We start from the raw sequence: 15,244 nt of genomic DNA on the forward strand, positions 1-15,244 counted from the left end.
ATCTATTTCATGAATAATCTCTTTTTTGAATTCAACTTCCAACTCCTCAGATAGAATCCCCTGGGCGTGCAAATACTCCACATAATTTTCTATAGGATCCTTCGCTGCCCACTCCTCCAAGAGCTTCTTTGGAACATATTTAGTGCCGCTAGCCTCTTCATGTCCGCGCATTCTAAATGTTTTGAACTCCAATAAAACAGGTCTTGGTTTTTCCCGGATGCTCGCGCATAGGTCATTGACCGTGCTAAAAACTTCGAGAATATTATTCCCGTCTATGATATGAGTTTCCATTCCATAGCCCTTGCCCTTATCCGCAATATGTTCACACTTAAATTGCTCTGAAATAGGTGTTGAAAGTCCGTAACCATTGTTTTCAACACAAAATAGTACCGGTAAATCCCAGACGGCGGCTACATTAAGAGCCTCGTGGAAGTCGCCTTCACTGGTAGCTCCTTCACCGGTAAAAACTGCCGTTACTTTTTTTCTCTTTTTTAGAAGATCAGCCAAAGCAATCCCGTCTGCCACTCCTAACTGAGGTCCCAGGTGAGAAATCATTCCCACAATTTTATACTCCTGTGTTCCAAAGTGAAAACTTCGATCACGGCCATTGGTAAATCCACTTGATTTACCCTGCCATTGTGAAAATAATCTGAATAAAGGTATACCTCGCGTTGTAAAAACACCAAGATTTCTGTGCATTGGAAGAATATATTCATCTTCATCTAAAGCACTCGTAACACCTATGGAAATAGCTTCCTGACCTATACCACTAAACCATTTAGAAATTTTGCCCTGTCTTAAGAGAATTAGCATTTTTTCTTCTATCATCCTTGGCTTCAGCATAGCCCGGTAAAGCTCCAGTAGCTTGTCTTTACTAATTCCCTTGCTTAAATATTGCATATTTCAACGAATAGATTGTGCGCTTATTTAGGGTATAAATGTAACAAAATTGCCCTCAATAAAACAGTATAAATGATACACATATTTGCACTTAATATTTATTAACTTTGGTAGTACTAAAAAACCGTAACAATGAGTAGTATACCCAGTGTAGACCTAAGAGATTATACAAGTGGCGATCCGCAGCGAAAAGAAAAATTTATAAAAGAAATAGGCAGCGCTTTTGAGAACATTGGCTTTGTTGCACTTAGTGGTCATTTTCTTTCTGATGACCTGGTAAAAGACTTGTATGGTGAAGTTAAGAAGTTCTTTAATTTACCAGAGGACATAAAGGATTCTTATGAAATAGAGGGCATTGGCGGACAAAGAGGTTATACCTCATTTGGGAAAGAACATGCCAAAGGAAGAAAAGAAGGAGACTTAAAAGAGTTTTGGCATTTTGGCCAGTTTGTTGAGGATGATGTAGTATTGGAAGCTGAATACCCTGAAAATGTGATAGTTAAAGAGATGCCAGAATTCAATATAGTTGGTAAAAAATCTTATAAGATGTTGGAGAAGACCGCCAAGTATGTCCTGAGAGCATTGGCTCTTCATCTGAATCTGTCTGAAACTTACTTTGATAAATATATTAAAAACGGTAATTCTATTTTAAGACCAATTCACTATCCCCCTATTATAAATGAGCCCAAAAATGCTGTTAGAGCAGCTGCTCATGGAGATATTAATCTTATAACGCTTTTGATGGGTGCTCATGGCAGAGGTCTTCAAGTTCAAAATCATAAGGGTGAATGGGTAGATGCCATAGCCAGCCCGGATCAATTAATGATCAATGTTGGGGACATGCTTTCACGTTTATCCAATGACAAATTAAAATCAACTGTTCACAGGGTTATTAACCCACCCCGTGAATTATGGGGTACATCAAGATATTCAATTCCTTTTTTCATGCACCCTATTAGTGGAATGCCACTTAATTGTCTAGAAAATTGTATTGATGATGAACATCCCAAACAATTTATAGATATCACTGCGGGAGAGTTTTTGAGTGAACGTCTGATTGAACTTGGATTGATTAAAAAGTGAATTATTACTTTAAATAAAAATGTATAACTAATTTTATTTCAATTATTTCTAATTTATTTTAATTTGAAATAATTTATGTTTTACCAGAAAATACTTTAGTCTTAAAATGGATTTAAAAGATCAATTAAAGAACCTATTTCCAGAGCACATCTCTTCAGAAGTAGAAAAAATTAATGCAAAGAAACCCGAATTATGGCTTCAGAAAGAGCCCATAATTTGCAAATACGAAAAAAGAAAAGGTAAACCAATTACAATCCTGGAGGGATATACTGGTACTGAGAAAGATTTTAAGAAATTGGCACAGGATTTAAAAAAGAAATTGAGCGTTGGGGGCACTTTTAAAAATAATTCTATTATAATACAGGGAGATTACAGAGACAAAATAATGATCTTATTACAGGAAATGGGATTTAAGACAAAACGTGTTGGAGGTTGAGAAAATAAGGCCCTTGACGCCCAACAAAATAAGGCAAAAATATTTTTAACAAAATTTCATAAGGTTTTTCTGTTAATTTGTTTTTGTTTTTTTCGATTAAATGTTACTTTTAAACGTTATAAACTAAACAACCCATTCATAATGAGTTCCCAATTGCATATTACCAACGGGGATAGTTTCACCCAAAAGTTAAAAACTTTAAAACTTAAGGGAGAAATAATCACCTGGCGTGAAATGCTTTGCGAGGGTAAAACGGAAACCAATGTGGGCAGTGAGTCCTTTTGGAAAACCCGGTTCGATTTTCTTCATAAAAATTATAAGGTTAGTAAATCGTGGTTTGTTGAAAAAACACTAAAGGAATATCGTTCCCTATGTAATCATAAACAACAAGATCAGATTATCCTTTGGTTTGAATACGACCTTTTTTGCCAGATAAATATGCTGGCAGTTTTAAGTTGGCTTAAGAAACATCGGCGATATGCCGAAATTTACCTGGTGTGCAGTGGAGATGAAGATGAAACAAATCGCTTATACAGACTTAATGATTTAAGCGATGAACAACTCCTGAATTCTTATGAGAATAAAATAAAATTATCTCAGAACGATATTGAATATGCAGATTATGTCTGGCAATTGTATTGCAGCGATAATCCTATCCGATTAGAAAACCTCATCGATTTTGATAATTATCAGTTTGATTATCTCTCAGATGCAATCAAAGTACACTTGCGCAGATTTCCGACTATAAAGAATGGATTAAACGAATTGGAGAATCGAGTCTTGGAATTTTCTCTTCAGCAGAAACCAAAATCTAAAAAGGAGTTATTGAGTTCCCTTACCCAAAATCAAGGCTTTTATGGTTTTGGCGATACCCAGTATGAACGTGTAATTTCAAATTTAAGACCACTGTTTTCTTCTTTTAACCCTGTGCGTTTAACTCGGAAAGGGAAAGAAATTCTGGAGGGGCAAACCAATTATTATTCGCAAATACGAGACAACGAAGATTATCTTGGAGGTGCTTTAAAATATAACTTCTTATATAACACTGAGTCGGACAGAATTTTAAAACTGTAGTATGCAGCTGAGTGCATCCGAACTCATTCTAAATGCCGACAATAGTATATATCATCTCAATTTACTACCCGAAGACCTGGCAGAAACCGTTATCGTGGTTGGCGACCAAAACAGGGTTCCATTAGTTTCTAAATATTTTGACACCCTTGAATTGGAAAAAGGAAAAAGGGAATTTATCACACATACAGGCATGCTTAATGGAATGAGGATATCCGTTGTATCGACCGGTATAGGAACCGATAATATTGATATTGTCATGAATGAGTTGGATGCCTTGGTAAATATAGATTTGGAGACAAGAACCATAAAAGAAGACAAAACCAGTCTGGACATCGTAAGAATAGGTACTTCAGGGGGCATTCAGCCGGATATAGACACAGATTCCTTTTTATTAAGTGATTATGCCATTGGTTTTGACAATGTGCTTCATTTCTACGAGAGTGAACATATTCAATACCCTGAAATACAACTTGCCTTTATAGATCATATGGCATGGTCTGTTTTCAAATCTATTCCCTATGTTGTGAAGTCAGATCTACAATTAACAGAAAAACTACGCTCAGACAGGGTTATTTCAGGTTTCACAGGGACCAATGTTGGCTTCTATGGGCCCCAGGGGCGTAGACTGCGTTTATTATTGGAAGATAATGACCTAAATGCCAAATTAAGTTCCTTTGAATACAAAGGAATGAGAATTACTAATATGGAAATGGAAACATCTGCAATTTATGGGCTTGCAAGATTGTTGGGGCACAGAGCAGCATCAATGAACTGCATACTAGCAAACAGAAGTACCGGCCAATTTTCCAATGATCCGGTTAAAACCATTGATTCCCTAATTAAGTATACGCTTGAAAAACTTACGACCCATTGAAAACCGTAAAAATTGTTGGGGTTCCGGAGCACTTTAATCTGCCCTGGATAATGGCTATAGAAGAAGGCGCGTTTAAAGCAAGAGGAATTGATCTGGTATGGACAGATATTCCGGAAGGTACAGGGAAAATGTGCGCAATGTTAGAGAATGGGCAGACAGAATTAGCCATCACTCTTACGGAAGGTGTTTTGAAAAGTATTACAGAAGGAAATCCCGTAAAAATAGTACAAGAATATATTGCAACACCACTTCAGTGGGGAATACATGTTGCTGCTAACAGTAATTACAAGACTGTAGCGGATTTGGAAAACACCACTGCGGCCATCTCCAGATTTGGAAGTGGCAGCCATTTAATGTCCTTTGTAAATGCTCAAAATCAGGGTTGGGAAACATCTTCTCTGAACTTTGAGATAGTTCATACTCTGGATGGGGCAATAGAAGCTCTAAAATCGGGGACAGCAGATTATTTTATGTGGGAACACTTTACAACAAAGCCCATTGTTGATGCCGGGATTTTTAGAAGATTAGAAGACTGCCCTACTCCATGGCCATGCTTTGTTATTGCTGTTACTGAATCATTTCTCATAAAGAACAAGAAGGTTCTTGGTCATATTTTAGAAGTTATAAATCTTTATACATCAGAATTTAAACGTATTCCAAGTATTGACCGGACGTTGTCCAATAAGTATGGGCAACAGTTAGAAGATATACGTGAATGGTTAAGAATGACCCAATGGAGTCAGACACAACTCAGTGCCGAAACAATTGAGAATGTGCAGGATTATATGTTTAAATTAGGATTGATTAGTCAGAAGCTTGAAGTTGGTAAACTTATCACCAGTTTATAGGTTCTTTGCCCATCTTCTTTAATAATTCATTTGTTTTACTGAAATGCTTGTTCCCAAACCAAAGGCCTCTGTTAGCACTTAAAGGAGAGGGATGTCCGGAGGTAAGAATATGGTGTTTTGAAGTATTTATTAACGCTATCTTTTTTTTAGCAAATCCTCCCCATAACAAAAATACCAGTCCTTCCTTTTCGGCCGAAAGCTTTCGGATTACGGCATCAGTAAAAACCTCCCATCCCTTATTCTGATGACTTCCGGCACTATGCGCTCTTACTGTGAGTGTTGCATTCAATAACAAAACGCCCTGGTCTGCCCAGTCTTCAAGGTTACCACTTTTTGGATAGGGTTTACCTATATCTGTTTCTATTTCCTTAAATATATTTATTAATGATGGTGGGTGACGGATTCCATCTTTTACCGAAAAACAGAGACCATTGGCCTGGTTAGGCCCATGATATGGATCCTGACCAATAACAACCACTTTAGTCGTCTCAAAATTAGAATGGTCGAATGCAGCAAATATATTATTCCCCTTTGGATAACAGGTAGTTGAGGTATATTCATCTCTAACAAACCGCACCAGTGATTGAAAATAAGGTTGTTGGAACTCAGAATGCAGTTGATTCTGCCAACTTGGATGAATAGAAACGTTCATTTAATAAATGGTTTATTACCCACGCTAAAATTAAACTAATACTAACCACTTTACCAAATCATAAATAACATTCCGGTTGGTCCGAAATACTATTTAGAAGTTAAGGATTCTGATTGTTGAAGAAGAAGTAACCCATTTTGTTGCTGCCGGTACTTTAAAGATTCTATATACTCCGCTATCTTTTTTGTCTGGTATTGAGAATAAGCTCTAGTTGCCCAGTCCATTGCCACATCCAAATTATTGTTAATCTCATTTAATACCGCCAGGTTATAGCAGGCTTTACTGCTTATTTTTGGATCAATATTTTCCGTTTCCTTTTTCCATAGGTCCGCTGCTGCTTCCCAATCTCCGGACAAAGTATAGATTTCTGCTTGTTCAAAACCTGTTGTGCCACGAACATAATAATCTCTGGTAATACTATGCTCATAAGGCTGTAACCTGGCACCGTAGGAACTTCCTGTCTGTTTACTCTTTTCTACAATACTTTCTGCTCTGTCTTCTATTGCTTGTAGAGCCTCATAAGGATCAAGTCCCTTCGCAGTTGAAACAATCTGATTGTTAAAAGTAAATTCATCAATAAGAAGTTTACTCGAGGGATCATAAATCCGCCATCCGTTTTCAATCAAAGTTTCAAGCGTAATCTGCTGTGCAGCAACTTTTTCTTTTACACGTAATAAATTTAGTTGCTCCATCGTGGTTTTTTTTAAAGAAACTCTGGTATCTGAATCATAATAAGCCATTGAAAAAATGGCATCAACATCATAATTGTTGCATAAAGATTCAACCGTGTTCCAGTCTAAATAGTTGCCATAAGTATTAGGATCCTCCTTATTTTCAACTATATCTTCCATCAATATTATGGTATCAAAACGGGTGTCACCAGCCAGTGCATTATATAGCCCATTAATCGCTGCATCCCTTGCTTTAATGGCAAGTTTTTCATTTTCTCTTGAAATAAGCACGTTTAGTCCGGTTTGCTCTTTCTCTTCCTTTAAATGCACCCTACCTCCTATAATTCCAACTCTTTTAATGGTACTTGAAAGAGAAACCTGCGCAGGCTCCATGGTTTGTATGTCAACATTCCGGGTTGTACTACAACTAACCAAAATCATAAATAAAAATAATAAGACAATACCATTATAATATCTTCTCATAAAAACAGCTTTAATGCTTAGAACTAAATTTAAATTGTTGTTCTATAGTTACTAAACACCTGTTTATATAGGATTATTGTACTAAATGGTAAAATCAGCACGCATTTTACCAAGCGTTATTTACAGTTATTCCATCTCGCTTGAGTATTTTACCTCTCGATATAATAGAATTTTCAAAATCAGCCCTATTCCATACCTTTGCCATCGGCAATTCATAGTAATGCAAATAATAGATAAAAAAACCTTACAAGACTTAGAGTTCCCTTCGGTATTGCAACAACTGTCAGACCGCTGCAGTACTGAACTGGGAAAGAAAGGAGCATTGGTTATTCAGCCAATAGTAAAAAAAGAAGATCTATTGGAAGCATTAGGGGAAACCTCTGAATATCTGGCTTCCTTAAGCAATGAAAATAGGATTCCCAATCACGGTTTTGATTCAATAATCAATGAATTGCAGCTACTCAAAATAGAAAATACAACCTTGGAAATTTCGGGTTTTCGACGAATTGGCATTATCTGTGCCCTGGTCAACACTCATAAAAAGTTCTTTAAAAAATTTAAGGATTATTATCCATTCCTATTTGCTACTACAGAACAAATTGAATCTAACTCTGAAATAGGTTCAAATATAGATTTAGTTATAGATCGTTTTGGTGAAGTGAAAGACAATGCTTCCGAAGCTTTAAAAACAATGCGAAGCCAAATAAACAAAGTCAAGGGTAAAATTAACCTTAGTTTTAATTCGGCTTTGAATAGCTATCAATCTGCCGACTATTTAGACGAAATCAGGGAGTCTGTCGTAGAAAATCGAAGAGTACTCGCGGTTAAAGCAATGTACAGGCGGAAAATAAAAGGAACTGTAATGGGAACCTCCAAAACCGGCAGTATAGTTTATATAGAACCGGAAGCCTCATTAAAATACAGCAGAGAGCTAAATAACCTTGAATTTGAAGAAAAGGAGGAAGTTCAAAGGATTCTTAATCAATTAACAAATCTGATCAGGCCATATGGATATCTCCTGGGTGAATATCAAAAATTCTTAACGCAGGTAGATATTACAGCAGCCAAGGCTACATATGCAAATGAAATGAATGGGCTATTACCTGAAATAAATGGTAATGGCAGGCTTTATTTGCGAGATGCTTACCATCCCTTACTTTTTTTAACTAATAAACGTAGTGGTCAAAAGACATGGCCGCAGACCATTGAACTACATCCAGAGAAAAGGATAATCGTAATTTCGGGCCCGAATGCCGGAGGGAAAAGTATTACTTTAAAAACAATAGGATTGCTTCAGGTTATGTTGCAAAGTGGACTTTTGATTCCAGTTCATGAACGCAGTTCGGTTTGTCTGTTTAAAAATATTCTTACAGATATAGGAGATAATCAATCTATTGAGAATCATCTTAGCACGTACAGTTACAGACTTAAGAACATGAATCGGTTTCTTAAAAAATGTAATGAGGATACCCTATTCCTTATTGATGAATTTGGCACAGGAAGTGATCCTGAATTAGGCGGTGCCCTTGCAGAGGCTTTTTTAGAAGTCTTCTATGAGCGTGGAGCTTTTGGTGTTATTACTACTCACTATGCCAATCTAAAGGCTTTAGCGGATGAATTACCACATGCTACAAATGCAAATATGCTATTTAATTCCAAGACTCTGGAACCCATCTTTCAATTAGAATTAGGACAGCCCGGAAGTTCTTTTACATTTGAAGTAGCCCAGAAAAATGGAATCCCGTATAATTTAATCAACAAAGCTAAGAAAAAGGTTGAACGGGGTAAATTGCGTTTTGATGCAACCATTGCCAAAATGCAAAAAGAGCGAAATAAAATGGCTCAAACAGGCACCAGACTTCAGGAAGAAGAGTCCAAAGCCAGAGATGAAGCTATGCGGTTAGAAAAACTGAATGCCAAAGTAAAATCTAAACTGGAGAATTATCAGGAATTGTACGACCATGATCAGAGAATGATCCATTTGGGTAATAAGGTAAATACCATAGCCGACAAATATTTTTTGGATAAAAAGAAACGTATTCTGGTTTCTGAACTTCTAAGAATTGTAGAGACTGAAAATAGTAAGCGAAAGAAAAAATCTGCTACACAGGCCAAAATAGAGCGACAAAAAAAGGTTGAAACTGCCCAGGAAGTTCAGAAAGAGGTAAAAATAATTCGTGAGAAAAAGAAGACGTTAAAGAAAAAAGAAGGTTTAAAAGAGAAAAATAAACCCAGGCCAGTATTAAAGATTGGAGATCGGGTTAGAATGTTTGATGGCAGGGCAGTTGGTAGCATTGACAAACTCGAAAAAAACAAAGCTGTAGTTAATTACGGGATGTTCACCACCAATGTGAGCGTGGATCAATTGGAATTGGTTGAAGTTAAAAAGTAACTTTTAACAGTATTCCTAAGTAAATGAAATTTATAATTGCATTTAAATTGACTTTTAATCAAATCTTTATTAGTATTTGGGTTAAGGAATATCTTAAAGACATTATAAAACATATCGATATCTAATTTTTAGGCTTTATTTTTGATTTGTGACAACACAGGAGGATAGAAAAATAATATTGTTCGATGGCATTTGCAACCTTTGCAATAATGCAATTCAATTTGTCATTAAGCATGATAAAAAAAACATCTACAAGTTTGCTGCATTGCAAAGCGATACAGCGACAATACTTCTTAATGAAAGGGGAATTGATTCCTCACAAATAGATTCAATCATACTTATTGATCCTAATATTGCCTTTTATACAAAATCTACTGCAGCATTAGAGATCGGGAAGTCTTTTGGAGGTGCCTGGCGTTTATTGGGTGTTTTTAAATGGGTACCGAAACCTATTAGGGATTGGATCTATGATTTTGTAGCAAAAAACAGGTATAGCTGGTTTGGGAAACGAAATGAATGCATGATCCCTACCCCGGAACTAAAAGCAAAATTTCTGGATTAATCTATTGCAGATTATTTAAAATAAAATCCAGAGTGGTATTCGTATTTCTATTTTCTGAAAAAGCGAGATTATTAAAGCTTATGGGCTGTGCCAGACCTAAGTCCTGTAGATATTTTATCTGATCAATATTGTTTAACGCTACTTTTCCGGTAAGAAGAATATCCATTGACTTATTGCTTTTATATAATCTGTAGATTTTCTTTAATCCACTTAAGTACAACCTGTCTTTGGTGAAACCCCCTCCTCTGTGAGCTCTTAAGGTTATAGAAAAGGCGTCATTTCTGTTCAATTTATATTGGTTATGTATTAAATCGAAGGTGTCAGCAAAATTATAACCTTTAATTAAACTATCTGATGCTAATACTCTATAAGCTAATTCTTTGAGTCTTTTAATTGTAAGCGCTCCACTCATGTATTCACTAAAAACTGCGAGGCCTTCCTGGGTTTCTACATTCTTAGGGAACCCGTTGGAAAATATTTTTAATGGTTGAAGTGCAGCATTAAAAGTAGTAACCAGGTGCACCCCAATTTCATGATTGGCCAAGGTAAGCAATTGGTTTTGGCTAAATCTAGCATTGCGCTTTATAAGCAATGTTTTGGTTGCATTACTCACCATAGCATCTGCTGCTATATGTGTCGCATATTTGATGTTTACAGGAAATTCATAGGATGCAGCAAAATCTTCAAAATACGCCTTTGCCTCTTCTGTGGAAAAAACTTTTTCCATATCTGTAGAAGTAGGTTCATCATCAAAATGAAGTATAAATTTAGCATTCTGAACATCTTTCTCGGTAGGAGTGCCGTATATGTTGAGCGAATTGTAATAAAACTCTTTTCCCTTGCCAATTGTTTTAATGCATTGCACCATATTGGCATAGTAATAAATAATTTCAGTATATAAATTCTTTAATTCCGTATCCTGTATACGCTCTAATCTTTGCGAATAAAATAAACGATGAAGCTTATAGGGATCAAACTTTAATTTTGGGTATTTAAATTCAGGATTGTCTATATTTTTTGAAGCAAAAAACTTATGCTTCTCCTTCTCTATATTAAGTGGATTTACATAGCTTAGTAACTCGATATTCCTTATCAACCGATCCAGGTTGTCATCTATTTCCAATAAATTAGGGTACTTATACTTAATTGCAAGGCGATAGTCTTCCGTAATCATAAATCTCTTTCGTGAAATTCTTTAGCCTGCAAAGGTACTAATTCTTTTAATTGTAACTCCACGGAACGCACTACTTCGGGATAAACTATAGCAGTGAGTTCATCACAATACACTTTTGCAATTTCCGTCGCTAAAACGAGGGTATTATTAAAAGTCGTTGTAATATATTTCAGAAAAAAACCATTTCCCTGAAAGGTGTCGTTAATTTTACAATCGGATTTTATATTATTTGGTAATGCCATTGTGCCCAGCTTTTGTTTCCAGTCTGTAACAATACTGCCAAAGCGGGGGTTGTCAATGTTACTTGTTCCAAGGTTCCAGGTAGGCACTTGTCTCTCCCAGCGTTTCCAGTTGTAACTGTGCATATCAAAAACAATGGTCTTACCGTATTTCTTTTCAATTTGGTATATGAGTGCGTGAACAACATTGTAGAAGGATGCATGTTTATGCATACTAAGATCATATTCTTCTGCCGATAATGGTTCTTTCCACAACTGCTTTCCCCAGGCATCGGAATAGATGGCACCGTCAGGAGGGCGATTAAGATCATATTCAAATCTGCTATCACAACCAGTCAGGACAATAGGATGTGAGGCTACCATTTGGCTTGTACAGGGATCTTCTTCATACCATCGTTCATATTCCGTATGGAGGCAATTATTCCAAAGTGATTTTCTGAACTGATGCCCATCGTGCACAGCAGCACATATGTATGGGGCGTATTCGCTAATTTTCAGAACAAAGGAATAATCTTCTGAGACTGCCTCAAATGGGGTTTCAGATTCAATATTTGAAATAATATCGGCAACTGAAAGTTTAAGCATTCTCTACCTCATTTCGCAATCTGGAACGCCTGTCGAATGCTTGTAATTTATCTACCACCTTGCTTTCTACAAAGTCTATTATCTTCGACTGAATTTTTGTCTTATAGACCTTATTCATATAGGTTATGCCGCCAGGAGACATAACATTTACTTCAACCAATTTACCGCCAATGACATCGATTCCCACAAAAAACAGTCCATCCTTTACCAGTTTAGGTCCTATCTGTTTACATAGAGCCTTTTCTTGTTTTGTCAGTGTATGCCTCGCAACTGAACCCCCTGCGGAAACATTAGAGCGATGATCATCAGAACCTGGAATGCGCCTCATTGCGCCAATAGGTTCTCCATTTAAAATCAGAATTCGTACATCCCCCTGATCTGCGCCTTCAATATATTCCTGAAGAATAACATAATTGGATGACCCATCGGAACTGGAAACATAAAAATCCAAAAGAGACTTTATATTTGACATTGCTGATTTTTCAATCAGGATAACTCCTGAACCGCCAAAGCCATTTAATGGCTTTAAGATCATTTTGTCAGCTTTAGATTCCTTAATCTGTTTTACCAGATAATTCTTATTCTTGGAAACATGAGTAACTGGAATTATATTACTATGGCTATCACCAAAGGCAGCGGTGTAAAGTTTGTTATTAGCCTCCCTTAAACCCTGCAAGGAATTTACAATAAATACATCATCCTTTACAGAATCTAAGAAATTCAACATAATGGGGTCCAGTGGTGGATTGGCTCTCATGAAAATAACATCGAACCCAGCCAGGGGCAGCATTTCCTCTCTAATTTCTGCCTGTTTATAAAAAGACTTAAGGCTTCCAGGCACTTTATCCATTCTACCTATAACAGTACAAAAAGCATTTGTAACACTATTTCGAATTGTAAGATTTGCAGGCGTGCACAAGGCTACACCGTGGTTTCGTTTAACGCATTCGTGAATTAACGCAAGGCTTGTATCATTCTCAGGATCAATCTCCTCCCAGGGATACATAAGAAAACAAATGTTCATGGGTATAGTTTTAAATTTATTTTACTTCGTCATAAAATTCATCCCAGTCCTCTATGTGGGGTTTACCTAATTTACCGACAGACTTGGCAACCACCATGGCAACGGTTGCATCTCCGGTAACATTTATAATAGTTCTGCACATATCTAAAGGTCTGTCTACCGCAAAAATAAGTGCCAGGCCAATAGCCAGCTTATCTGATGGAAAACCAATAGATTCTAAAACAATCACCAGCATTACCATTCCAGCTCCAGGTACAGCGGCAGAACCAATTGACGCAAGCAAGGCGGTAAGTACAATTGTCAATTGCCCCCCAAGTGTAAGGTGAAAATCAAGTGCCTGAGCAATAAAAACAGCCGCAACACCCTGATATAAACTGGTGCCATCCATATTAATAGTAGCACCTACCGGGAGTACAAAACTAGACACTTCTTTATCTACTCCAATGTGCTCCTCTACCCTTTCCATAGTCACAGGAAGTGTTGCAGCACTTGAACTTGTAGAAAAAGCCAATAGCTGGGCAGGACTTATCTCCTTTAGAAACCAGAAAGGGTTCTTCTTCGTATAAGAAGCTACCACTATGGTATAAAAAACAATCATCAAAAATAATCCCAAAACTACCACTCCGGCATATTTTAACAACGCTAATAATAGATCCGGGTCGCCAGATGAAACGACAACATTGGCTAGTAATGCAAAAACTGCAACAGGAGCTGTAAGCATTATTAAATCTACCATTTTGAGTACAACATCATTAAGTGAGTCAAAAAACTTCTTGAGTGGTTTGGACCTTTTTTCACCTATTAATAACATAGAAATACCTAAGAAAATAGTAAAAAATATTACTTGAAGCATCAGGCTATTGTCACTAAGCGCACCAAAAGCATTATCCGGTACCATATCTTCCAAAAACTGTAAAGGGCCAACTTGTTTTTGCATGGAAGCTGCTTCCAGTTTTGAAGTTACACCACTATCTGAAGCATAAGTCTCTGTTAACTTTGTAATTGTTTCTTCTGAAATACCTTCGCCAGGTTGCAAAATATTAACCAAAACCAAACCAATAGTAATGGCAATAATTGTAGTACATATATAAATGCCTATTGTTCTAAGTCCAATATTTCTAAATTTTGAAATATCCTTTAAATCGGAAATCCCTTTTACTAATGAGGCCAAAATAAGAGGGATTGCAATTAGCTTAAGTAGTTTAACGAAAATTGTACCAAAAGGGTTAATCCAATCCTGTACAAAACCACGACCCCATTCTATATAGGTCATTGCGAAGCCAAAAAGAAGACCAAGGATCATCCCTATCAGGATTTGCCAATGCAATTCCAGTTTCCTCATATAAAAAGTTTAGGTTAGAAAGATAGTATTTTGATAGGAAAACCCCTAAAAAAGGAAGTTTATAATTTAATTGTTCTATTTAGTAGCGTGAAATCAGCAAGTACTAGCGCTGCCATTGCTTCCACAATTGGCACCGCTCTTGGCACCACACAGGGATCATGTCTGCCTTTTCCTTGAGTTTTTACCATGTTCCCGTCTTTATCTATAGTTTCATAAGATTGAATAACAGTAGCAACCGGTTTAAAGGCTACGTTAAAATAAATGTCCATACCGTTGCTAATGCCCCCCTGAATGCCCCCACTGTTATTGGTAATGGTGGTGCCATCTGATTTAAATTGATCATTATGAACACTTCCTTTCATTTTAACACCTTCAAAACCACTGCCATACTCAAATCCTTTAACTGCGTTAATAGATAACATAGCTTTGCCAAGATCGGCATGAAGCTTATCAAATACAGGTTCTCCTAAGCCAACAGGAACATTCTTTATTACGCAGCTAATAATCCAACCAACAGTATCCCCTTCTTTTCGAATTTCTTTAATATAAGATTCCATCCTCGCAGCTGTGTCCGGATCCGGACATCGAACGGCATTGCTTTCCGTTAATTTTAAATCTAGTTCCGAATAGGGTTTTTCCAGTCGAAGAGAACCAACCTGAGAAACATAGGCATTTATACTAATTTCATTTAAAAATTGTTTGGCGATAGCTCCGGCAACAACGCGGCTGGCTGTTTCGCGAGCAGAGCTTCTGCCACCTCCCCTATAATCTCTAAAGCCATATTTTTTATCATACACATAATCCGCATGAGAAGGGCGATATGAGTCCTTTATATGAGAGTAGTCTTTGGATTTTTGATTGGTATTATAAATAGCAAAACCAATAGGTGTGCCAGTAGTCCTCGC

General features: G+C 36.8%; 15 protein-coding genes. 7 read left to right on the forward strand and 8 right to left on the reverse strand.

Annotated features, from left to right (window positions below; translation table 11 throughout):
* A partial coding sequence (locus WBN20_RS02050) for a thiamine pyrophosphate-dependent dehydrogenase E1 component subunit alpha (protein WP_424280532.1) occupies positions 1-900 on the reverse strand: 900 nt, incomplete at its 3' end.
* Between the two features lie 132 nt (positions 901-1,032).
* Between WBN20_RS02050 and WBN20_RS02055 the strand changes: the two genes are divergently transcribed.
* The 5 genes from WBN20_RS02055 to WBN20_RS02075 all read left to right on the forward strand — a co-directional run bounded on the left by WBN20_RS02055 (position 1,033) and on the right by WBN20_RS02075 (position 5,215).
* Positions 1,033-1,983 (forward strand): isopenicillin N synthase family dioxygenase, encoded by a 951-nt coding sequence (locus WBN20_RS02055; protein ID WP_424275227.1) that lies wholly within the window; start codon positions 1,033-1,035, stop codon positions 1,981-1,983.
* 106 nt (positions 1,984-2,089) lie between these two features.
* Entirely contained in the window at positions 2,090-2,419 is a 330-nt protein-coding gene (locus WBN20_RS02060; RefSeq protein ID WP_424280533.1) for a translation initiation factor, read from the forward strand.
* A 141-nt stretch (positions 2,420-2,560) separates the two neighbouring features.
* Complete coding sequence (locus tag WBN20_RS02065; RefSeq protein WP_424280534.1) at positions 2,561-3,493, forward strand: DUF1835 domain-containing protein; 933 nt, start codon at positions 2,561-2,563, stop codon at positions 3,491-3,493.
* A gap of 1 nt (position 3,494) precedes the next feature.
* Entirely contained in the window at positions 3,495-4,367 is an 873-nt protein-coding gene (locus WBN20_RS02070) for a nucleoside phosphorylase (protein ID WP_424280535.1), read from the forward strand.
* Positions 4,364-5,215, forward strand: coding sequence for a substrate-binding domain-containing protein (locus WBN20_RS02075; RefSeq protein ID WP_424280536.1), 852 nt, complete (start codon positions 4,364-4,366; stop codon positions 5,213-5,215). The genes WBN20_RS02070 and WBN20_RS02075 overlap by 4 nt, the downstream gene beginning before the upstream one ends.
* On the opposite strand, the gene WBN20_RS02080 is transcribed toward WBN20_RS02075, so the two are convergent.
* Positions 5,202-5,867 (reverse strand): uracil-DNA glycosylase, encoded by a 666-nt coding sequence (locus WBN20_RS02080; RefSeq protein ID WP_424280537.1) that lies wholly within the window; start codon positions 5,865-5,867, stop codon positions 5,202-5,204. The two genes, WBN20_RS02075 and WBN20_RS02080, sit on opposite strands and share 14 nt — an antisense overlap.
* A gap of 89 nt (positions 5,868-5,956) precedes the next feature.
* A complete protein-coding gene (locus tag WBN20_RS02085; RefSeq protein ID WP_424280538.1) occupies positions 5,957-7,021 on the reverse strand; it encodes a DUF6340 family protein in 1,065 nt (354 codons plus the stop codon).
* A gap of 220 nt (positions 7,022-7,241) precedes the next feature.
* Here WBN20_RS02085 and WBN20_RS02090 point away from each other — a divergent pair, with 220 nt between their 5' ends.
* Positions 7,242-9,413 carry an endonuclease MutS2 gene (locus WBN20_RS02090; protein WP_424280539.1) on the forward strand — a complete coding sequence of 724 codons (2,172 nt, stop codon included), beginning with the start codon at positions 7,242-7,244 and terminating at the stop codon, positions 9,411-9,413.
* A gap of 148 nt (positions 9,414-9,561) precedes the next feature.
* Positions 9,562-9,975 carry a thiol-disulfide oxidoreductase DCC family protein gene (locus WBN20_RS02095; protein ID WP_424274312.1) on the forward strand — a complete coding sequence of 138 codons (414 nt, stop codon included), beginning with the start codon at positions 9,562-9,564 and terminating at the stop codon, positions 9,973-9,975.
* 1 nt (position 9,976) lies between these two features.
* On the opposite strand, the gene WBN20_RS02100 is transcribed toward WBN20_RS02095, so the two are convergent.
* From WBN20_RS02100 to aroC, 5 genes are all read right to left on the reverse strand, one after another.
* The gene (locus tag WBN20_RS02100; RefSeq protein WP_424280540.1) at positions 9,977-11,149 is read right to left on the reverse strand and encodes a flavohemoglobin expression-modulating QEGLA motif protein; all 1,173 of its coding nucleotides are present in this window, start codon (positions 11,147-11,149) and stop codon (positions 9,977-9,979) included.
* A complete protein-coding gene (locus WBN20_RS02105) occupies positions 11,146-11,973 on the reverse strand; it encodes an N-formylglutamate amidohydrolase (RefSeq protein WP_424280541.1) in 828 nt (275 codons plus the stop codon). Before WBN20_RS02105 ends, WBN20_RS02100 begins: the two co-directional genes overlap by 4 nt.
* The gene (gene gshB / locus WBN20_RS02110) at positions 11,966-12,997 is read right to left on the reverse strand and encodes a glutathione synthase (protein ID WP_424280542.1); all 1,032 of its coding nucleotides are present in this window, start codon (positions 12,995-12,997) and stop codon (positions 11,966-11,968) included. The genes WBN20_RS02105 and gshB overlap by 8 nt, the downstream gene beginning before the upstream one ends.
* A 16-nt stretch (positions 12,998-13,013) precedes the next feature.
* Positions 13,014-14,339 (reverse strand): dicarboxylate/amino acid:cation symporter, encoded by a 1,326-nt coding sequence (locus WBN20_RS02115; RefSeq protein ID WP_424271965.1) that lies wholly within the window; start codon positions 14,337-14,339, stop codon positions 13,014-13,016.
* Between the two features lie 59 nt (positions 14,340-14,398).
* Positions 14,399-15,244, reverse strand: an 846-nt coding sequence (aroC, locus tag WBN20_RS02120) for a chorismate synthase (RefSeq protein ID WP_424280543.1), incomplete at its 5' end; no start/stop codon positions are given.

Origin of the sequence: Eudoraea sp. (assembly GCF_049665975.1) — a bacterium.
Classification (GTDB): domain Bacteria; phylum Bacteroidota; class Bacteroidia; order Flavobacteriales; family Flavobacteriaceae; genus Eudoraea.